The sequence below is a fragment of the Streptomyces roseus genome (genome assembly GCF_001044425.1).
Classification (GTDB): Bacteria; Actinomycetota; Actinomycetes; order Streptomycetales; family Streptomycetaceae; genus Streptomyces; species Streptomyces roseus.
Genome location: NZ_LFML01000034.1, coordinates 31,862 through 51,355, shown reverse-complemented (window position 1 = coordinate 51,355; position 19,494 = coordinate 31,862). Strand labels below are relative to the sequence as shown.

Here is a 19,494-nt window from a genome sequence, read left to right as displayed (position 1 = left end):
GGCCCCGCCCGCGCCCGCCGACCCGGCCCCGGCCCCGCCCGCGCCCGCCGACCCGGCCCCGGCTGCCGACGCCGAACCGGCCCCGCTAGCCGCCTCGGCGGCTCCGCGGCGGGTGGTGCTCTGGCCCGACACCTTCACCGAGCACCTCGCCCCCGAGACGGGCCGGGCGGCCGTCACGGTCCTGCGCGCCGCCGGGCTCGACGTGGCCCTGCCCCCGCAGGGGGTCTGCTGCGGGCTCACCTACGTCTCCACCGGCCGCCTCGACCGCGCCCGCGCCGTACTGCGCCGCACCCTCGACGCCATGGGCGACGTACGAGGGCCCGTGACGGTCCTCGAACCCAGCTGCGCCGCCGCCCTGCGCACCGACCTCCCCGCCCTCCTCCCCGACGACCCGCGCGCGCGGCGGCTCGCCGACGCCGTGCGCACCTTCGCCGAGACGCTGGAGGAGTGCGCCCCGCACTGGCGCCCGCCCCGCCTGGACCGCCCGGCCGTCGGCCAGACCCACTGCCACCAGCACGCCGTCCTCGGCGACGCCGCCGACCGGCGGCTGCGCGAGCGCGCCGGGCTCACGGGCGACCTCAGCGGCGGCTGCTGCGGCCTCGCCGGGAACTTCGGCTTCGAGCCGGGCCACCGCGAGGTCTCCGTGGCCTGCGCCGAGGAACAGCTGCTCCCCGCCCTGCGCGCGGCCCCGCCCGGGGCGGCGGTCCTGGCGGACGGGTTCTCCTGCCGTACGCAGATCGCCCGGCTGTCGGACGGCGGCCGGGCCCGCCACCTGGCCGAGCTCCTGGCTGACGGTTTGGCCGAGGGCCTACCCGAGGGCTTGGCCGAAGGGCCGTCCGCGGGCCCGGACCGCGGCTTGCCCGAGGGCGGGTCCGGGGAGGAGCAGGCCGACCGACACGTGTAAGCCAACACGCGCCGCCGCGGCCCTTACGCACCCCTTAGTCTGGATTGATGCCCGCAACTTCCCCCACGTCCGACCGCGCCGCGCCGCCCGCCGACCTCACGACGACTCCGGTGCCTTCGAGGCCCGCCGCCCCGTCCCGCTTCGGCCCCGTCGCCCTGGTCATCGCCGCGGGTGTCTCGGTGCAGTTCGGCGCCGCCCTCGCGGTCATGATCATGCCGCGGACGGGCGCCGCGGGCGCGGTCACGCTGCGGCTCGCGGCCGCCGCGCTGGTGCTGCTGCTCCTGTGCCGCCCCAAGGTCCGCGGGTACGCGCGCGCCGACTGGGGCACGATCGTCGCCTTCGGCGTGGCCATGGCCGGCATGAACGGGCTCTTCTACCAGGCCGTCGACCGGATCCCGCTCGGCCCGGCCGTCACCCTCGAAGTGCTCGGCCCCCTCGCCCTCTCGGTGATCGTCTCGCGCCGTCTGGTCAGCCTCCTGTGGGCCGGCCTGGCCCTCGGCGGCGTCGCTCTGCTCGCCGGTCACGGTGGTGGCGAGGGCTTCGGCGGCCTGGACCTCCTCGGCGCCGCCTTCGCCCTCGGAGCGGGCGCGATGTGGGCGGTGTACATCGTGTTCAGCGCGCGTACGGGCCGCCGCTTCCCGCAGGCGGACGGGCTGGCCCTGGCCATGGCGGTGGCGGCGGTGCTCTCGCTCCCGCTCGGCGTGATCGAGGCCGGCCCGGCGCTCCTGGTGCCGAGCACGCTGGCGCTGGGCGTCGGCGTCGCCGTCCTGTCCTCCGTCCTGCCGTACACCCTGGAGCTGCTGGCGCTGCGGCGACTGCCCGCCCCGACGTTCGCGATCCTGATGAGCCTGGAGCCGGCGATCGCGGCCACGGCCGGGTTCCTGCTCCTGAACCAGGCGATGTCGGCGCTCGACGCGCTCGCGATCGCGCTGGTCATCGCGGCGAGCATGGGCGCGGTCCGCTCGCAGACCCGCACGAAATCCGACTGACGCGGACGCACGGCGCACGACGCACGCGCGGGCCGTACGCCCGGCCCGCCGGCCACGGGGGTGCTCGGCGGGGCGGGCGCCGGGCGCCCGGCGCTCAGCCCAGGGGCAGGTCCAGGTACGAGGGCGTGGCCTCCGGGGAGGTGAACGCCAGCGTCGCGCGCGGCAGGTTGGCGTCCCCGTAGAACGGATCGCGGGCGTCGATCACCAGCATCAGCCGGTGCCCGCGCGGGACGTCGTACGCCGTCGCCTGGAGCTCGATGTCGGCGCTGACCAGGCTGTCGGGGGCCGCGTCGAGGTGCGCGTACGGGGCGTGCGTGACGATGTGGGCCGTACCGTCGGGCGCCACCGCGAGCAGGTACGCGACGAACGAGGAGTCGGGGTTCGCGGCGCGGTACGTGACGCGCAGCCGCGGCGTGCCGCGCAGCCGGGCGGTCTCCGCCTCGGGGTCGGCGCTCCACACGGCGGCGACGGTGCGGTCGATGTCGCCCGTCCGGTAGGTCTTCGGGCGGCCCGCGATCTCGTCGTACCCGGAGCGGACGATCTCGTCGGCGACGGTCGCCGGGGTGTCCACCCCGCACAGGATGTCCGTGCTCCAGCCGGCCTCGGGCCGCTCGCTGAACTCCCCGCCGCTCGCCAGGTGCAGCCGGCGTACCTGCTCGGTGACGGAGTCCCAGGTGGGGCGGGGTTCCAGGGTCTGGCCCCACATCACCTCGCTGAGCACCTGGCCCTCCTCGGCCATGCCGTTGTCGACGCCCTTGAGGTGCTGGTCGAACCAGCGGTGGGCGTTCGTCCAGATCCGGTTGGGCAGGCCGATCATGCCCGTCATCTCGGGCCCGGAGTGGTCGCCGATGGAGAGGTCGAGGCGTTTGGGCCCGGTCAGCTCGTTGAACAGCTTCAGCGTCTGGTTGCCCGGGAAGAGCGTCTCGTGCCAGGCGTGCGAGAAGTAGACGGGGACCTGACGGCGGTTGAGCTCCTTGACGTGGGTGAAGGGCGAGCGCTGCTCCGCCCAGCGCAGGGTGCCCTGGATGTCGCGGCCCGCGAGGACGTTCTCGAAGACGCTCTGGGTCTGCGGGCTCAGCCTGGCCTTCGCGGCCGCCTTGAGCAGCGCCTCGACGGCGGCCACGTGCCGCGTCCGGTTCTCGTAGAAGGCCTCGCCGAGGTCGCCCCAGGTGCTGAGCGCGACCACCGCGTCGACGCGGGTGTCGTGCGCGGCGACGAGCTGGCCGATGCCCGATCCGTACGAGTCCCCCAGGAAGCCGATCTTGGTGACCGGGCCGGCGGTGCGGTCGATGAGGTGGTCCAGGGCCCGGCTGCCGTCGGCGACGTCGAGCGGGCCGGCCACGTCGACCTGGCCCTCGGAACCGGCGAAGCCGCGGGTGCTGTAGGCGAGCACGTTGTAGCCGCGGGCCGCGAACACGCCGGCCTGGACGGCGTACGGGAGCCAGCCGTGGTTCGTCCACGGCGAGGGCATCACGATCACCGGCCGCGGCTGGGCCCCGCTGTGCCGCCACAGGGCGGCGTCGAGCAGGTCCCCGTCGCAGCCGGCGACCTTGGTGCGGCTGAAGACGGCGACGGAGCGGGCGTTGGCGACCTCGGCGGCGCGGGCGGGGGCGAGGCCCGTGACGTCTCCGGTTTCGAGTGCGGCGACGAACGCGGTGAGGGCGTGCGCGTCGAGTTCGGGATAGAGCGAGAAGGCGGCTGAGATCACGTCGGTTCATCCTCTTCGTCGGGTGACGTTCGGCGACTGTCTGCTGCGCGTGGGGGCGGCTCCGCGGGACTTCGCTGGCGACGAAGCGTTCAGTATCGGCGCGACGCCCGGCGGGGATCCCGCGCTTTGCCGCGTACGGCCAGAATCGCGCCCTCCGGCCCCGGTGTCCCGGGCCTCACTGACCTGGGATGAGATGCAGCCCGACGTCAAATCCCGCCCTGTCCGGGGGACTTGGCGGCGCTGGCGGGAAGGGTGCGCAGGAGGAATCGCCGTTCGGCCAAATCATGCAAGCATGCTTGATTGTTTTGTGCGCGGCTGCCAGTCTTCCCCTCACGCCGAAAGGGGAGCCCGCCGTGCCCGATCCGTCAGCTGCCGCCGTCCTGGCCGTCTACGCCGATCTGCGCGAGGAAGGCCTCGCGCTCGAAACCCTGGTGCGGGACCTGCCCGACGCCGGCTGGGCCGAGCCCACGCCCGCGCCCGGCTGGACCGTCGCCCACCAGATCGCCCACCTGCACTGGACCGACCGGGCCGCACTGATCTCCGTCACCGATCCGGAGGGTTTCACCGCCCTGGTCGAGGAGGCCGTCAAGTCCCCCGACTCCTTCGTGGACGAGGGCGCGGAGGAGGGCGCCGCGCTGGCGCCCGCCGAGCTGCTGGCCCGCTGGCGGGCCGGGCGCGGCGCCCTCGACGCGGCGCTCGCCGCGGCGTCTCCCGACACCCGGTTCCCCTGGTACGGGCCGCCGATGAAGGCCGTTTCCATGGCCGGCGCCCGCCTCATGGAGACCTGGGCACACGGCCAGGACGTCGCGGACGCCCTCGGCGTACGCCGTACCCCGACCGCGCGGCTGCGGCACGTGGCGCGGATCGGCGTACGGGCCCGCGACTACGCCTTCGCCGTACGGGGACTGCCCGCGCCCGCCGCGGAGTTCAGGGTGGAGCTCGCAGCGCCGGACGGCGGGGAGACGTGGAGCTACGGTCCGCCGCAGGCTGCGGACCGGGTCACCGGACCGGCGCTCGACTTCTGCCTCCTGGTGACCCAGCGGGCCCACCGCGCCGACCTGGACCTGACCGCGACCGGTCCCGGCGCCGACCGCTGGCTGGACATCGCCCAGGCTTTCGCGGGACCGGCGGGCCCGGGCCGCGCCCCGGGGACGGCCCGATGAGCCGCGGCCGGCGGCCGCTGCGCATCGGCAATGCCTCGGGGTTCTACGGGGACCGCTTCAGCGCCTTCGAGGAGATGCTGACCGGGGGCCCGCTGGACGTGCTGACCGGCGACTACCTCGCCGAGCTGACCATGCTGATCCTGGGCCGCGACCGGCTGAAGAGCCCCGAGCTCGGCTACGCGAAGACCTTCCTGCGCCAGCTGGAGCAGAGCCTGGGCCTCGCGCGGGAGCGGGGCGTGCGGATCGTCGCCAACGCGGGCGGCCTGAACCCGGCCGGACTGGCCGACGCGATCCGCACGCTCGCCGCCGGGGCCGGGGTCCCGGTCTCGGTCGCCCACGTCGAGGGCGACGACCTGATGCCGTTCGCGGAGGGTGCGCTCACGGCCAACGCCTACCTCGGCGGGGCGGGGATCACGGCCTGCCTGCGGGCCGGAGCGGACGTGGTGGTCACGGGCCGGGTCACCGACGCGGCCCTGGTCAGCGGGCCGGCGGCCTGGTGGTTCGACTGGGCGCCGGACGATCACGACCGGCTGGCCGGTGCGGTGGTGGCCGGGCACGTCCTGGAGTGCGGAACCCAGTCCACCGGCGGCAACTACTCCTTCTTCACGGCGCACGACGTCCGCCGCCCCGGTTTCCCGCTGGCGGAGATCGCGGAGGACGGTTCGTCGGTGATCACGAAGCATCCCGGTACGGGCGGGGTCGTCTCGGTGGGCACGGTCACGGCCCAACTCCTGTACGAGACCCAGGGCCCCCGCTACCTGGGCCCGGACGTGACGGCCCGCCTGGACACGGTCCGCCTGGCGCAGGAGGGCGAGGACCGGGTGGCGATCACGGGCGTCGTCGGGGAACCCCCGCCGCCCACCCTCAAGGTGGGCGTGACCCGCATCGGGGGCTGGCGCAACGAGGTGGTCTTCGTCCTGACGGGCCTGGACATCGAGGAGAAGGCGGCGCTGGTCCAGGCCCAGTTGGCGGACGCGCTGTCGCAAGTGGCCACGGCGGACTGGACGCTGGGCCGTACGGACCACGAGGACGCGCGGACCGAGGAGACGGCGAGCGCGATGCTCCGCCTGGTGGTGCGCGACCCGTCTCCGGACCGGGTGGGCCGCACGCTCACCTCGGAGGCCGTCGAACTCGCCCTGGCCAGCTACCCGGGCTTCCACGTGACGTCCCCGCCGGGTCCGGCCCAGCCGTACGGCGTCTTCACCTCCTCGGCCGTCCCCTCGGCCACGGTCCCCCACGTGGCGGTCCTCCCGGACGGCACCCGCCACCCGGTCCCCCCGGTGCCGGCCCTTCCGGTCCCGGCTCCTGCGGTCCCGGCCCTTCCGCTCCCGGGCGCCCCGGCCGTACCGGTGAGCGGAGCCGAAGGCCGGCCTACGGCCGTGGCCGGGGCCGCCCCCGCCGGACCCACCCTGCGCGTGCCCCTGGGGCGGCTCGCCGGGGCCCGCAGCGGGGACAAGGGCGGCGACGCCAACATCGGGGTCTGGGTCGAGAGCGACGAGGCCTGGGAGTGGCTCCACACCACCCTCACCGCCGAGGAACTCCAGGTCCTGCTCCCCGAGACGGCGGGGCTGGCGGTCACCCGCCACCTCCTGCCCCACCTCCGCGCGCTCAACTTCACCGTCACCGGGATCCTCGGCGACGGCGTCGCCTCCGCCCACCGCTTCGACCCCCAGGCCAAGGCCCTCGGCGAATGGCTGCGCGCCCGGCACGTCGACATCCCCGCCCGCCTCCTGCCGACGCACCTCCCGCTCACCCCGGAGGGGACCGCCCCATGACCCGCCTCACCACCACCGTCGATCCGCACGCCCCCGACCACCTCGCCCACCGCGCGGCCGCCACCGCCCGTCTCGCCGAGATGGACGCCGAGCACGCCAAGGCGCTCCTCGGCGGCGGCGAGAAGTACACGGCCCGCCACAAGGACCGCGGCAAGCTGCTCGCCCGCGAGCGCATCGAGCTGCTCCTCGATCCGGACACCCCCTTCCTGGAGCTGTCCCCGCTCGCGGCCTGGGGCAGCGACTACCCCGTCGGCGCGTCCATGGTCACCGGCATCGGCACGGTCGAGGGGGTCGAATGCCTCGTCACCGCCAACGACCCCACCGTCCGCGGCGGCGCCTCCAACCCCTGGACCCTCAAGAAGGCCCTCCGGGCCCATGAGATCGCCCGGCAGAACCACCTGCCCTGCGTCAGCCTCGTCGAGTCCGGCGGCGCCGATCTCCCCTCCCAGAAGGAGATCTTCATCCCGGGCGGCGCGATCTTCCGCGACCTGACCCGGCTCTCGGCGGCCGGCATCCCCACCGTCGCCGTCGTCTTCGGCAACTCCACCGCCGGGGGCGCGTACATCCCGGGGATGTCCGACCACACCATCATGATCAAGGACCGCTCCAAGGTGTTCCTCGGCGGTCCGCCGCTCGTCAAGATGGCCACCGGCGAGGAGAGCGACGACGAGTCCCTCGGCGGAGCCGACATGCACGCCCGCACCTCCGGACTCGCCGACTACTACGCCCTCGACGAGCACGACGCGATCCGCCAGGCCCGCCGCGTCGTCGCCCGCCTGAACCACCGCAAGGCGCACCCCGATCCACAGCCCGCAGAGGAACCGAAGTACGACCCGGAGGAACTCCTCGGCATTGTCCCCGCGGACCTGAAAACCCCCTTCGACCCCCGCGAGGTCATCGCCCGCATCGTCGACGGCTCCGACTTCGACGAGTTCAAGCCCCTCTACGGCACGAGCCTGGTCACCGGCTGGGCCACCCTGCACGGCTACCCGGTCGGCATCCTCGCCAACGCCCAGGGCGTGCTGTTCAGCGCCGAGTCGCAGAAGGCCGCCCAGTTCATCCAGCTCGCCAACCAGCGCGACATCCCGCTCCTGTTCCTCCACAACACCACCGGCTACATGGTCGGCAAGGAGTACGAGCAGGGCGGCATCATCAAGCACGGATCGATGATGATCAACGCGGTCGCCAACTCCCGCGTCCCGCACCTGTCCGTGCTCATCGGCGCCAGCTACGGAGCCGGCCACTACGGCATGTGCGGCCGCGCCTACGAGCCCCGCTTCCTCTTCGCCTGGCCCAGCGCCAAATCGGCCGTGATGGGCCCGGCCCAGCTGGCCGGGGTGCTCTCCATCGTGGCCCGGCAGTCCGCCGCCGCGAAGGGGCAGCCGTACGACGACGAAGCCGACGCCGGGATGCGCGCCTTCGTGGAGGCGCAGATCGAGTCCGAGTCCCTGCCGATGTTCCTGTCCGGGCGGCTGTACGACGACGGGGTCATCGACCCGCGCGACACCCGTACCGTCCTCGGCCTGTGCCTGTCCGCCGTCCACAACGCCCCCGTCGAGGGCGCCCGCGGCGGCTTCGGCGTCTTCCGGATGTGAGCCCGCACATGACTCAGCAGCCCATCACCTCCCTCCTCGTCGCCAACCGCGGCGAGATCGCCGTACGGATCTTCCGTACCGCCCGCGCCCTGGGCCTGGCCACCGTCGCCGTCCACTCCGACCCGGACGCCGGCGCCCTGCACGTGCGGGAGGCCGACGCGGCCGTGCGCCTGCCCGGCGCCGCCCCCGCCGACACCTACCTGCGCGGCGACCTCCTCATCGAGGCCGCCCTCGCCGCCGGCGCGGACGCCCTCCACCCCGGCTACGGGTTCCTCTCCGAGAACGCCGGCTTCGCCCGCGAGGTCGCCGCCGCCGGACTCGCCTGGATCGGCCCGCCGCCCCGGGCCATCGAGGCCATGGCCTCCAAGACCCGGGCCAAGGAGCTGATGCGCGCCGCCGGGGTCCCGCTCCTGGAACCCGTCGACCCGGCGGCCGCCACCGCCGCCGACCTGCCCCTGCTCCTCAAGGCCGCCGCGGGCGGCGGGGGGCGGGGCATGCGCGTCGTACGGGACCTCGACGCCCTCAAGGAGTCCCTCGACGCCGCCTGCGCCGAAGCGGCCTCCGCCTTCGGCGACGGCGAGGTCTTCGCCGAGCCCTACGTCGAGCGGGGCCGCCACGTCGAGGTGCAGGTCCTCGCCGACTCGCACGGGACCGTCTGGGCCCTCGGCACCCGCGACTGCTCCCTCCAGCGACGCCACCAGAAGGTCATCGAGGAGGCCCCGGCGCCCGGCCTGCCGGACAGCCTGCGCGAGAGCCTGCACGCGGCCGCCGTCGCCGCCGCCCGCGCCGTCTCCTACCAGGGCGCGGGCACCGTCGAGTTCCTCGTCACCGCCGAAGGGCGCCCGTACTTCCTGGAGATGAACACCCGCCTCCAGGTGGAACACCCCGTCACCGAGGCCGTCTTCGGCCTCGACCTCGTCGCCCTGCAACTGCGCGTCGCCGAGGGCGCGGCGCTGCCGCTGACGCCCCCGGAGCCCGCCGGGCACGCCGTCGAGGCCCGCCTGTACGCCGAGGACCCCGCCCGCGACTGGCGCCCCCAGAGCGGCGTCCTGCACACCCTCGACGTCCCCGGTGCGGTCCGCGTGGACACCGGCTTCGCCGACGGGGACGCCGTCGGCGTCCACTACGACCCGATGCTGGCCAAGGTCATCGCCCACGCCCCGACCCGGGCCGAGGCCGTCCGGACGCTGGCGGACGCCCTCGCGCGGGCCCGCGTCCACGGCCTGACCACCAACCGGGAGCTCCTCGTACGCTCCCTGCGGCACCCGGAGTTCGCCGCCGGGCAGCTCGACACCGGGTTCTACGAGCGCCACCTCGCCGCCCTCACCGAGCCCGCCCCGGACGCCGCCGCCCGGACCGCGCTCGCCGCGCTCGCCGGAGCCCTCGCCGAGGCGGCTCCGGCGCCGGGCGCGCCGCTGGCCCGGCGGCTCGGCGGCTGGCGCAACCTCCGCTCCCGGCCGCAGACCCGCCGCTACACCGTGGCCGGCACCGAGCACGAGGTCCGCTACCACCCGGTGGACCCCGAGGAGCACCCCGGCGTCCGCGTCCTGTCGGCCGAGCGCCACCGGGTCGCCCTCGAAGTCGACGGCGTCCGGCGGTTGTTCCACGTGAAACACAATTCGAACAAGCCCGAGGTGTACGTGGATTCGCCGTTCACCGGCGCCCACACCCTCACCCCCGTCCCCCGGTTCGCCGATCCCCAGGACCGCACCGAACCCGGATCCCTGCTCGCCCCCATGCCCGGCACCGTCGTCCGCGTCGCCGAGGGCCTCGCCCCCGGCGACACCGTCACCGCCGGGCAGCCCCTGCTCTGGCTGGAGGCCATGAAGATGGAGCACCGCATCGTCTCGCCCGCCTCCGGCACGCTCACCGCGCTCCACGCCGCCCTCGGCCGCCAGGTCGAGTTCGGCGCCCTGCTCGCCGTAGTCCAGGAGGAAACGCCAGCATGAGCCCCGCCATCGCCACCACCGTCGAGACCGAAGAGCACGAGGCCCTGCGCGCGGCCGTCGCCGCACTCGGACAGCGGTACGGACGCGAGTACCTCGCCCGCGTCGCCCGTGAGGGCGGCCACCCCGACGAACTGTGGGCCGACGCCGCCAAGCTGGGCTACCTCGGGGTCAGCCTCCCCGAGGAGTACGGCGGTGGAGGCGGCGGCATCGCCGAACTCTCCATCGTCCTGGAGGAACTGGGCGCCGCCGGCTGCCCCCTGCTGATGATGGTCGTCTCGCCCGCCATCTGCGGCACGGTCATCTCCCGCTTCGGCACGGACGCCCAGAAGCAGGCCTGGCTGCCCGGCCTCGCCGACGGCAGCCGCACCATGGCCTTCGGCATCACCGAGCCGGACGCCGGCTCCAACTCCCACCGCATCACCACCACCGCCCGCCGCGACGGCGACACGTGGGTGCTGAGCGGACGCAAGGTCTTCATCTCCGGCGTGGACATCGCCGACGCCACCCTCATCGTCGGACGGACCGAGGACGCGCGGACGGGGAGCCTCAAGCCCTGCCTGTTCATCGTCCCCCGCGACACCCCCGGCTTCTCCCGTTCCGTCATCGACATGGAACTCCACGCGGCGGAGAAGCAGTTCGAACTGGTCCTGGACGAGGTACGGCTGCCCGCCGAGGCCCTCGTCGGCGACGAGGACGCGGGCCTGCTCCAGCTCTTCGCCGGGCTCAACCCCGAGCGGATCATGACGGCCGCCTTCGCCATCGGAATGGGCCGTTACGCCCTCGCCAAGGCCGTCGACTACGCCAAGACCCGCCAGGTCTGGAAGGAGGCCATCGGCACCCACCAGGCCATCGCCCACCCCCTCGCCGCGGCCCACATCGAGCTCGAACTCGCCCGCCTGATGATGCAGAAGGCCGCCCACCTGTACGACGCGGGCGACGACATGGGCGCCGGCGAGGCCGCGAACATGGCCAAGTACGCCGCCGCCGAGGCCTGCGTGAAGGCCGTGGACCAGTCCGTCCACACCCTGGGCGGCAACGGGCTCACCCGCGAGTACGGGCTGGCCGCTCTCATCACGGCCTCCCGGGTGTCCCGCATCGCCCCCGTCAGCCGCGAGATGATCCTGAACTTCGTCTCCCACCAGACCCTGGGCCTCCCCAAGTCTTACTAACCTGGGCGACGGAGCCGCCGCCCGGCCGCCATCCGTCCCGGCGGGCACCGCCACCCCGCTCGCCGGACCCGCACGACCTCCGGAGGATCCCGCATGACCCGCCCCGTCGGCGCCGCGCGAGCGCTCGGCATCACCACCCTCACGCTCGACTCCCCGGCCAACCGCAACGCCCTCTCCGCGGACCTCGTCGGTGAGCTGCGTGCGGCCCTCGCCGCCGCGGCGGCGGACCCCGGGACGCGGGCCGTCCTCCTCACCCACACCGGCAACACCTTCTGCGCGGGCGCCGACCTGAAGTCCCCGTGCGAGCCGGCCGACTTCCTCGCCCTGCTCCGCGAGATCGCCGAGCTCCCCAAGCCGGTCGTGGCCCGCGTCACCGGCCACGTCCGGGCGGGCGGCCTCGGCCTCCTCGGCGTCTGCGACATCGCCGCCGCGGGTCCCGCCTCCACGTACGCCTTCACCGAGACCCACCTGGGCGTGGTCCCGGCCGTGATCTCCGCGCCGCTGCTCCCGCGCCTGGACCCCCGCGCCGCGGCCCGGTACTTCCTCACCGCCGAGGCCTTCGACGCCGCCGAGGCCGTCCGCATCGGCCTGCTCACCCTGCACGCGCAGGACGTGGACGAGGCCCTGGCCCCCGTACTCGCGGGCCTGCGCAAGGCGGGCCCGGGGGCCCTCGCCGCCACCAAGGAACTGCTCACCGCCCCGGTGCGGGCCGTCCTGGCGGCCGAGGGCGGCGCGCTCACCGAGCTCTCCGCGCACCACTTCGGCTCGGCCGAGGCCCGCGAGGGCATCACCGCCCGCTTCGAACGCCGGGACCCGTCATGGGCCCTGTGACCGGCACCCGCCCGTCCGGGGACGCCCGGCCCGCCGAGGAGGAGCCGGCGTCACCCGACACCCCGTCCGGCCCCAAGCAGGCCCGCAGCCGCGTCACCCGCCGCCACCTCCTGGAGGCGGCCGTGGCCTGCCTCGCCGAACAGGGCTGGGCCGGCTCCACCGTGGCCGTCGTCGCCGAACGCGCCGGGGTCTCCCGCGGCGCGGCCCAGTACCACTTCCCGACGCGCGAGGACCTGTTCACCGCAGCCGTCGCCTACGTCTCCGAGGAGCGGTCCGCCGCCCTGCGCGACCTCTTCCACGCCGGACCCGCCGCCCGCCCCGCCGTCGTCGAAGCCATCGTCGACCTCTACACCGGAGCCCTCTTCCGCGCGGCCCTCCAGCTGTGGGTCGCCGCCTCCAACGAGGAGCAGCTGCGCCCCCAGGTCACCGAACTGGAGGCCCGCCTGGGCCGCGAGACCCACCGCATCGCCGTGGAGCTCCTCGGCGCGGACGAGTCGGTCCCCGGCGTCCGCGAGACCGTGCAGGGCCTCCTCGACATGGCCCGGGGCCTCGGCCTGGCCAACGTCCTCACCGACGACACGGCCCGCCGTGCCCGGGTGGTCGCCCAGTGGTCCCGGATCCTGGACGCCGCCCTCGGCTGAGGCCGGGGCCCCGCGCACACCGAGGGCGCCGCCCCCCGTGTTCCCACGGGAAGCGGCGCCCCTGACCGGTGTGCGCCGCGGACTCAGGCCGTGTCGGCGATGTCGGCGTAGCCCTCGATCTCGCGCGGGTCGCGCCGCCCCGGTCCGATGTAGCGCGCCGACGGCCGCACCAGACGGCCCGTGCGCTTCTGCTCCAGGATGTGCGCCGACCAGCCGGCGGTCCGGGCGCAGGTGAACATGGACGTGAACATGTGCGCGGGGACCTCGGCGAAGTCCAGCATGATCGCGGCCCAGAACTCCACGTTCGTCGCGAGCACCCGGTCGGGGCGGCGCGCGTGCAGCTCCTCCAGCGCGGCCTTCTCCAGCGCGGCGGCCACCTCGTAGCGCGGCGCGTCCAGCTCCTTGGCCGTGCGCCGCAGCACGCGGGCGCGCGGGTCCTCGGCCCGGTACACGCGGTGCCCGAAGCCCATCAGCCGCTCGCCCTTGTCCAGGGCCTTCTTCACGTACGCCACGGCGTCACCGGTGCGCTCGATCTCCTCGATCATGCCGAGGACGCGGGAGGGCGCACCGCCGTGCAGCGGCCCGGACATGGCGCCCACGGCGCCGGAGAGGGCGGCGGCCACGTCCGCACCGGTCGAGGCGATCACGCGCGCGGTGAACGTCGAGGCGTTCATGCCGTGCTCGGCGGCCGAGGTCCAGTACGCGTCGACGGCCTTGACGTGCTTGGGGTCCGGCTCGCCCCGCCAGCGGATCATGAACCGCTCGACGACGGACTCGGCCTTGTCGATCTCGCTCTGCGGAACCATCGCCCGGCCCTGCCCGCGGGCGGACTGCGCGACGTACGACAGCGCCATCACGGCGGCGCGCGCGAGGTTGTCGCGGGCGGTCTTCTCGTCGATGTCGAGCAGCGGTTTCAGACCCCACACGGGGGCGAGCATGGCCAGGGCGGACTGCACGTCGACGCGGATGTCGCCCGAGTGCACGGGGATGGGGAAGGGTTCGGCGGCGGGCAGGCCGGGGTTGAACGCCCCGTCGACCAGCAGGCCCCAGACGTTGCCGAACGAGACGTGCCCGACGAGGTCCTCGATGTCGACCCCGCGGTAGCGGAGCGATCCGCCTTCCTTGTCCGGTTCGGCGATCTCGGTCTCGAACGCGACGACCCCTTCGAGCCCGGGTACGAAGTCGGACATCAGGCGGCTCCTCAGATAGTGCGAACACGCGCGGCTCCCGGCGTGACTCGCGGTCCGGCGCGGTCATCCCCGTTGATGCCCGGCACGGCCGTAGGTCACCCGTGTGGGGACCTCCGGACCGGCCCCAAGATTTTGGCTGTTCCGGATGGCAGGCGGAAGCGTGACATACGGCACACTGCCGCGAGCACTCCTGCGGCAGGATGGCACGCGTGACCGATCAGGACATTGACCCCGCCACGATGCGCAAGCAGTACCGCTCGGAGATCGTCCTCGAGGAGGGACTCGCCGAGGACCCCATGCGGCAGTTCGCCGAGTGGTTCCGGCAGGCCGCGGACTCGCACCTCTTCGAACCCAACGCGATGGTCGTCTCCACCGCGACCCCCGACGGCCGCCCCAGTTCCCGCACCGTGCTGCTGAAGCAGTTCGACGAGCGGGGATTCGTCTTCTACACGAACTACGGCTCCCGCAAGGGCCGCGAGATCGACGCGAACCGGCACGTCGCCCTGCTCTTCCCCTGGCACCCCATCTCCCGCCAGGTCATCGTCACCGGCACGGCCTCGCGGACCGGCCGCGACGAGACGGCGGCCTACTTCCGCTCCCGCCCGCACGGCTCGCAGCTGGGCGCCTGGGCGAGCGAGCAGTCCCGGGTGATCGGCTCCCGCGCCGAGCTCGACCGGCGCTACACGGAGCTCGCGGAGCGCTATCCCGAGGGCGAGCAGGTCCCCGTACCGCCCGAGTGGGGCGGCATCCGGGTCGTCCCCGACGGGATCGAGTTCTGGCAGGGCCACGAGAACCGCCTGCACGACCGGCTGCGCTACGTCCTGGAGGACGGGAAGTGGCGCCTGGAGCGGCTGTGCCCGTAGCGGTGCGGCGGCGTGCCGGCCGCGTCACCGGCGGGCGTGCCGGCCGCCGTCACCGGCGCCGACACGCAGACGACCCGCGAGCTCGGGTTTCTCTCCTGCAGTGAGAGAAGCCGGCCGGACGTACCGGCGAGCTCGCGGGTCGGGTGACTGCTTGGGATTGGCGCCTGGCTACCCGCCGGGCACCGCACTGGGTGCGTGCGACGACGGGCCCTTAGCCCGCAGCCACCTCACGCGTCCGGTTTCCGTACATTTCGGGAACCACCTCCCTTCTCGTGTAATGCAGAGCCTAGAACCGCTCCCCGGGGTCCTCAAGTGATTTATTTCGGGGCGATTCGGGGAATGCGGTGTGGGCTGCGTCACGTTCCAGTTGAATGATCCGACGTGCCGCACACGCGAACACCTGCAGGGGGTGCCAGGTGAGTGCTTCCGGACGTGGTGAGACCACCGACGATCTGCTCGCAGCGCTGCTCGACGGGATGGACGCGGCCCTGTGCGCGTTCGACGCCGACGGCGTGATCACGCACTGGAACCGCGAGGCCGAGCGGATCCTGGGCTGGAGCGCCGCCGAGGCGGTCGGGCGCAAGGGCTTCGCCGGGTGGGCCGTGCGCGCCGCCGACGCGCAGGACGTGGAGGAGCGGCTCATGTCCGCCCAGGACGTCCCCGGGCGGCAGGTGCACGAGTTCGCCCTGCTGACCAAGGAGGGCGGGCGGGTGCTGGTGCGCACCCAGTCCGCCGGAGTGCCCGGCGCGGACGGGAAGCCCGCCGGGGTGTACTGCGCCTTCAGCGAGGTGCACGCCCAGATCGACCTGGAGCGCTCCATCGCGCTCAGCGAGGCGCTGATGGACGACGCCTCGTGGGGGGTCGTCCTCGTCGACGTGGACCTGCGGCCCGCCGTGGTCAACGCGCACGCGGCCCGCGCCTTCGGCTCGGGGCGCACCGCGCTGCTCGGGCGGCCGCTGGGGGAGCTGCTGGCCCAGGGCGTCGAGGAGCTGGAGGGGGCCTTGCAGCACGTGCTCGCCGAGGGCTCCCCGCCGCCGGCGCCCATGGAGCTGTGGGTGTCGGTGCGTACCCCCGAAGGGGTGCGGCGGCGGTGCTGGCGGTCCGGGTTCCTGAGGCTGGGCTCGCCGCTGGCGGAGGAGCCGGTGCCGCTGGGCGTCGGCTGGCTGTTCCAGGACATCACCGAGGCCCGGCAGGCGGCGCTGGACACGGCGCAGCTGCGCTTCCGGGCGGGCCAGCTGCACCGCTCGGGCCGGGCGGCCGCCGAATGCGAGGACCCGGTCGAGGCGGCCGCCGTACGGCTGGACTTCGCGCTCGCGGGCTTCGCCGAGCACGCGCTGCTCGACGTGCTGGAGAGCTCGGGCGATCCGGACCGGCCCCGGCTCGTGCGGACGGCGGCGTCGCCGCCGCTGCTGCCGGGCGCGGGGGCGGGCGCGGCCCGCTACGCGCCCGGGCACCCGGCGCTCCAGGCGCTGGACCGGATCGGCTCGGTGCGTACGAGCGCTCCGCGCGGGGAGCCGGCCGGGGACTGGGCGCGGGAGCGGCAGTGGCCCGAGGACGCGGTGCACGCGCTGTGCACGGTGCTGCGCAGCCGCGGGCGGACCGTGGGCGCCCTGACCTTCGTACGGGCCGCCTCGCGGGCTCCCTTCGAGCAGGCGGACGCGGCGTACGCGGAGGAGGTGGCGGCCCGGGTGGCGGCCGACCTCGACCTGGCGGCCTGCCCCCGCCCGCCCAAGGACGGGGACACCCCCTAGGGTCCGGGGCGCCCCCGGGGTGTCAGTGGCGGAAGAAGATCCGGTCGCCGTACTCCTTGAGGACGCGGCCGTTCCATTCGTGGCCGCCGTCCACGTTGCCCGAGCGCAGCAGCGGGGGCTCCAGGCCGCGGGCGGCGAGCTCGCCGGCGGCAGCCGCCATCACGGCCTGCATGATCGCGCTGGTCACGACGGTGGAGGCGGGGGCGAACGGGGCGTCGATGCCGTCCAGGCTCAGCTCGGCGTCGCCCACCGCGATCTTGCTGTCGAGGACGATGTCGCAGTGGTCCTTCAGGAAGGTCCCGGAGGCGTGCCGCGACTTGGTCCCCGTCGCGTACGCCACCGAGGTCACGCCGATCACCTTCAGGCCGATCGCGCGGGCGTTCATGGCCATCTCGACCGGCAGCGCGTTGCGCCCGGAGAGGGAGATGATCACGAGTACGTCCCCGTCGGCGGCCGGGCTGCTGTCGAGGACGGCCCCGGCGAGGCCGTCCACCCGCTCCAGGGCGCTGCCGAGGGTGGCCGGCATGACGTCGATCCCGACGGTGCCGGGAACCGCGAGGAAGTTCACCAGCGCGAGTCCGCCGGCCCGGTAGACCACGTCCTGCGCGGGGAGCGAGGAGTGCCCGGCGCCGAAGGCGAAGAGCCGGTTCCCGGCGGCGACGGCGTCCGCGACGGCGGCGCCGGCCTCGGCGATGTGCGCGGCCTCCTCGGTCCGCACCCGCTCCAGCAGCCCGATCGCGGCGTCGAGGAACTGACCGGCCAGCTTGCTCTCGCTCATACGCCGATGGCCCTTCCAGAGGTGGGGTTCGTCCGTGTCCGCCGCTCACCGTGCGGTCTGGACCAAGGGCGTGTCAATACGAACGTCAATCCCGGGGCCGGGCTGTCCGGGGATGTCCTGTGCGGGGCTTGACGTCAGGCACGGGACGGTTGTCGGCGCGATGCGTCAGAATTGGGTGCAGGGCCAGCGCACGATATCCGAGGGGCACGAATGTCCGGACTGATCGATACCACGGAGATGTATCTCCGCACCATCCTCGAGCTGGAAGAGGAAGGCGTGGTCCCCATGCGCGCCCGCATCGCCGAGCGGCTCGACCAGAGCGGCCCGACGGTGAGCCAGACCGTGGCGCGCATGGAGCGCGACGGCCTGGTGGCCGTGGCGAGCGACCGCCACCTGGAGCTGACGGAGGAGGGGCGCCGGCTGGCGACGCGCGTGATGCGCAAGCACCGGCTCGCCGAATGCCTCCTCGTCGACGTCATCGGCCTGGAATGGGAGCAGGTGCACGCCGAGGCCTGCCGCTGGGAGCACGTGATGAGCGAGGCGGTGGAGCGGCGGGTGCTGGAGCTGCTGCGCCACCCGACGGAGTCGCCGTACGGGAACCCGATCCCGGGGCTGGAGGAGCTGGGCGAGAAGGCCGAGGCCGATCCGTTCCTGGAGGACGGCATGGTCAGCCTGTCGGAGCTGGACCCGGGCGCCGACGGCAAGACGGTGGTCGTGCGCCGGATCGGGGAGCCGATCCAGACGGACGCCCAGCTGATGTACACGCTGCGGCGGGCGGGCGTGCAGCCCGGCTCGGTGGTCAGCGTGACCGAGTCGCCGGGCGGGGTGCTGGTCGGCAGCGGCGGCGAGGCCGCCGAACTGGATGCGGAGATCGCCTCGCACGTGTTCGTGGCCAAGCGCTGACGGTCTCGACGCGGGCGGGCACGCGGCACGGTCGGTGGCGGTACTGCCGATGGTGGGTGTGGGTGGTCCCGGCGCCTTGCGGCGCCGGGACCGATCCTCCCCTTTGCTGACCCGGAGCCCCGAGCTCTCAAGGTCATCCCCTCGGACCGTCTTCCCCGAGCGGCCCGCCTCCCTGTTGAAAGGATCTCCATCGGCAGGGGCGGCCAATCCTTGAGCAAGGTCACTCGAAAGAGCGGTGTTGAAGGCGAGAACCCCGTTTTCGAATACGGGTTCGATAGTCTGGCCGCGAGCGAAGGGGGTGCATCTGCCGTGGTACAGCGCATCGATGTGACAGGGGCAGACGGTGTGCGCCTGGCCGCCTGGGAGTTCAGGGAATCACCCGCGAGTGCGCCCCCGGATCCGGACGTGCCCCGGGTGCTGTTACTCCACGGTCTGATGGGCCGGGCGTTCCACTGGGCAGGCACCGCCCGCTGGCTCGCGGAGACCCGCCGCGTCATCGCCCTCGACCAGCGCGGCCACGGTCAGAGCGAGCGCCCCGCCGCCGGCCCGGGCGCCACGACCCCGCTGGGCCGCGATGCGTTCGTGGCCGACGCCGAGGCCGTCATCGAGCAGCTCGGCCTGGCCCCCGTGACCGTGGTCGGCCACTCCATGGGCGCCCTCACCGGCTGGCAGCTCGCCGCCCGCCGCCCCGACCTGGTCGAGGCCCTGGTGATCTGCGACATGCGCGCCTCCGCCCTCGGCCAGGCCTCCCAGCAGGAATGGGAGGAATGGTTCCGCCGCTGGCCCCTCCCCTTCCCCACCCAGGACGCCGCCCGCCGCTGGTTCGGCGAGGACGACCCCAGGGTGGAGCGCCCCGACCCCGGCCGCGGCGCCTTCTTCGCCGACGTGATGCACCAGGCCACGGACGGCTGGCGGCCCTTGTTCTCCCGCCGCCAGATGCTGACCGCCCGGGAGACCTGGGTGCACGACGCGCACTGGGAGGAGCTGGCCCAGGTCCGTTGCCCGACCCTGGTCGTCCGCGGCCTCGACGGCGAGCTGGGCCGCGCGGAGGCCCAGGAGATGGTCCGCGTCCTCCCGGCGGGCCGGTACGCCGAGATCCCCGACGCCGGCCACTACCTCCACTACGACCAGCCGGCCGCCTGGCGCGCCGCTCTCGAACCCTTCCTGGACGAGATCAGGAGCGCCGCCCGCTGAGGAACGCGGAGACGCGGAGACGCGGAGACGCGGAGGGGGTGGCGGGCCGCAGCCCTCCACCCCCTCCCGTACGGCGCTCCGTACGCCCGCC

16 protein-coding genes are annotated in these 19,494 nt (G+C 74.1%); 13 read left to right on the top strand and 3 right to left on the bottom strand.

Translation table 11 applies throughout. From position 1 onward, the window contains the following. Window positions 1-904 (top strand): (Fe-S)-binding protein (locus tag ACS04_RS09875; RefSeq protein WP_048476166.1); only part of this gene is annotated, 904 nt, incomplete at its 5' end. 47 nt (window positions 905-951) lie between these two features. Next, the gene (locus tag ACS04_RS09870) at window positions 952-1,893 is read left to right on the top strand and encodes an EamA family transporter (RefSeq protein WP_078864599.1); all 942 of its coding nucleotides are present in this window, start codon (window positions 952-954) and stop codon (window positions 1,891-1,893) included. Window positions 1,894-1,987: 94 nt separating this feature from the next. On the opposite strand, the gene ACS04_RS09865 is transcribed toward ACS04_RS09870, so the two are convergent. After that, window positions 1,988-3,601, bottom strand: coding sequence for an alpha/beta fold hydrolase (locus tag ACS04_RS09865; protein ID WP_048476164.1), 1,614 nt, complete (start codon window positions 3,599-3,601; stop codon window positions 1,988-1,990). A 353-nt stretch (window positions 3,602-3,954) separates the two neighbouring features. Between ACS04_RS09865 and ACS04_RS09860 the strand changes: the two genes are divergently transcribed. From ACS04_RS09860 to ACS04_RS09830, 7 genes are all read left to right on the top strand, one after another. After that, window positions 3,955-4,764, top strand: a complete 810-nt coding sequence (locus ACS04_RS09860; RefSeq protein WP_245236340.1) for a TIGR03084 family metal-binding protein — start codon at window positions 3,955-3,957, stop codon at window positions 4,762-4,764. Then, entirely contained in the window at window positions 4,761-6,539 is a 1,779-nt protein-coding gene (locus ACS04_RS09855; RefSeq protein WP_048476163.1) for an acyclic terpene utilization AtuA family protein, read from the top strand. The genes ACS04_RS09860 and ACS04_RS09855 overlap by 4 nt, the downstream gene beginning before the upstream one ends. Beyond that, complete coding sequence (locus ACS04_RS09850) at window positions 6,536-8,134, top strand: acyl-CoA carboxylase subunit beta (protein ID WP_048476162.1); 1,599 nt, start codon at window positions 6,536-6,538, stop codon at window positions 8,132-8,134. Before ACS04_RS09855 ends, ACS04_RS09850 begins: the two co-directional genes overlap by 4 nt. A gap of 8 nt (window positions 8,135-8,142) precedes the next feature. Further along, the gene (locus ACS04_RS09845) at window positions 8,143-10,083 is read left to right on the top strand and encodes an acetyl/propionyl/methylcrotonyl-CoA carboxylase subunit alpha (RefSeq protein WP_048476161.1); all 1,941 of its coding nucleotides are present in this window, start codon (window positions 8,143-8,145) and stop codon (window positions 10,081-10,083) included. After that, on the top strand, window positions 10,080-11,252 hold the full coding sequence (locus ACS04_RS09840) for an acyl-CoA dehydrogenase family protein (RefSeq protein WP_209441669.1): 1,173 nt from the start codon (window positions 10,080-10,082) through the stop codon (window positions 11,250-11,252). The genes ACS04_RS09845 and ACS04_RS09840 overlap by 4 nt, the downstream gene beginning before the upstream one ends. A 93-nt stretch (window positions 11,253-11,345) precedes the next feature. Next, window positions 11,346-12,083, top strand: a complete 738-nt coding sequence (locus ACS04_RS09835) for an enoyl-CoA hydratase family protein (RefSeq protein WP_048476160.1) — start codon at window positions 11,346-11,348, stop codon at window positions 12,081-12,083. Next, complete coding sequence (locus tag ACS04_RS09830) at window positions 12,071-12,724, top strand: TetR/AcrR family transcriptional regulator (protein ID WP_078864596.1); 654 nt, start codon at window positions 12,071-12,073, stop codon at window positions 12,722-12,724. Before ACS04_RS09835 ends, ACS04_RS09830 begins: the two co-directional genes overlap by 13 nt. An 83-nt stretch (window positions 12,725-12,807) precedes the next feature. Here ACS04_RS09830 and ACS04_RS09825 read toward each other — a convergent pair whose 3' ends face one another. Continuing rightward, window positions 12,808-13,914, bottom strand: a complete 1,107-nt coding sequence (locus ACS04_RS09825; RefSeq protein ID WP_048476158.1) for a citrate synthase 2 — start codon at window positions 13,912-13,914, stop codon at window positions 12,808-12,810. A gap of 200 nt (window positions 13,915-14,114) precedes the next feature. Between ACS04_RS09825 and pdxH the strand changes: the two genes are divergently transcribed. Then, on the top strand, window positions 14,115-14,777 hold the full coding sequence (gene pdxH / locus ACS04_RS09820) for a pyridoxamine 5'-phosphate oxidase (RefSeq protein ID WP_245236339.1): 663 nt from the start codon (window positions 14,115-14,117) through the stop codon (window positions 14,775-14,777). 416 nt (window positions 14,778-15,193) lie between these two features. After that, on the top strand, window positions 15,194-16,528 hold the full coding sequence (locus ACS04_RS09815; protein ID WP_048476156.1) for a PAS domain-containing protein: 1,335 nt from the start codon (window positions 15,194-15,196) through the stop codon (window positions 16,526-16,528). Between the two features lie 22 nt (window positions 16,529-16,550). Here the strand turns inward: ACS04_RS09815 and ACS04_RS09810 are convergent, their stop codons facing one another. Next, complete coding sequence (locus ACS04_RS09810; RefSeq protein WP_048476155.1) at window positions 16,551-17,306, bottom strand: SIS domain-containing protein; 756 nt, start codon at window positions 17,304-17,306, stop codon at window positions 16,551-16,553. A 210-nt stretch (window positions 17,307-17,516) separates the two neighbouring features. Between ACS04_RS09810 and ACS04_RS09805 the strand changes: the two genes are divergently transcribed. Continuing rightward, the gene (locus tag ACS04_RS09805; protein WP_030156851.1) at window positions 17,517-18,209 is read left to right on the top strand and encodes an iron-dependent transcriptional repressor DtxR; all 693 of its coding nucleotides are present in this window, start codon (window positions 17,517-17,519) and stop codon (window positions 18,207-18,209) included. A gap of 309 nt (window positions 18,210-18,518) precedes the next feature. After that, complete coding sequence (locus tag ACS04_RS09800) at window positions 18,519-19,403, top strand: alpha/beta fold hydrolase (protein ID WP_048476154.1); 885 nt, start codon at window positions 18,519-18,521, stop codon at window positions 19,401-19,403. Window positions 19,404-19,494: the final 91 nt, after the last annotated feature.

Coding starts and splice junctions, on each gene's coding strand:
- ACS04_RS09870 (WP_078864599.1), top strand. CDS start 952: ATGCCCGCAACTTCCCCCACGTCCGACCGCGCCGCGCCGCCCGCCGAC.
- ACS04_RS09855 (WP_048476163.1), top strand. CDS start 4,761: ATGAGCCGCGGCCGGCGGCCGCTGCGCATCGGCAATGCCTCGGGGTTC.
- ACS04_RS09850 (WP_048476162.1), top strand. CDS start 6,536: ATGACCCGCCTCACCACCACCGTCGATCCGCACGCCCCCGACCACCTC.
- ACS04_RS09845 (WP_048476161.1), top strand. CDS start 8,143: ATGACTCAGCAGCCCATCACCTCCCTCCTCGTCGCCAACCGCGGCGAG.
- ACS04_RS09840 (WP_209441669.1), top strand. CDS start 10,080: ATGAGCCCCGCCATCGCCACCACCGTCGAGACCGAAGAGCACGAGGCC.
- ACS04_RS09835 (WP_048476160.1), top strand. CDS start 11,346: ATGACCCGCCCCGTCGGCGCCGCGCGAGCGCTCGGCATCACCACCCTC.
- ACS04_RS09830 (WP_078864596.1), top strand. CDS start 12,071: ATGGGCCCTGTGACCGGCACCCGCCCGTCCGGGGACGCCCGGCCCGCC.
- ACS04_RS09825 (WP_048476158.1), bottom strand. CDS start 13,914: ATGTCCGACTTCGTACCCGGGCTCGAAGGGGTCGTCGCGTTCGAGACC.
- pdxH (WP_245236339.1), top strand. CDS start 14,115: ATGGCACGCGTGACCGATCAGGACATTGACCCCGCCACGATGCGCAAG.
- ACS04_RS09810 (WP_048476155.1), bottom strand. CDS start 17,306: ATGAGCGAGAGCAAGCTGGCCGGTCAGTTCCTCGACGCCGCGATCGGG.
- ACS04_RS09805 (WP_030156851.1), top strand. CDS start 17,517: ATGTCCGGACTGATCGATACCACGGAGATGTATCTCCGCACCATCCTC.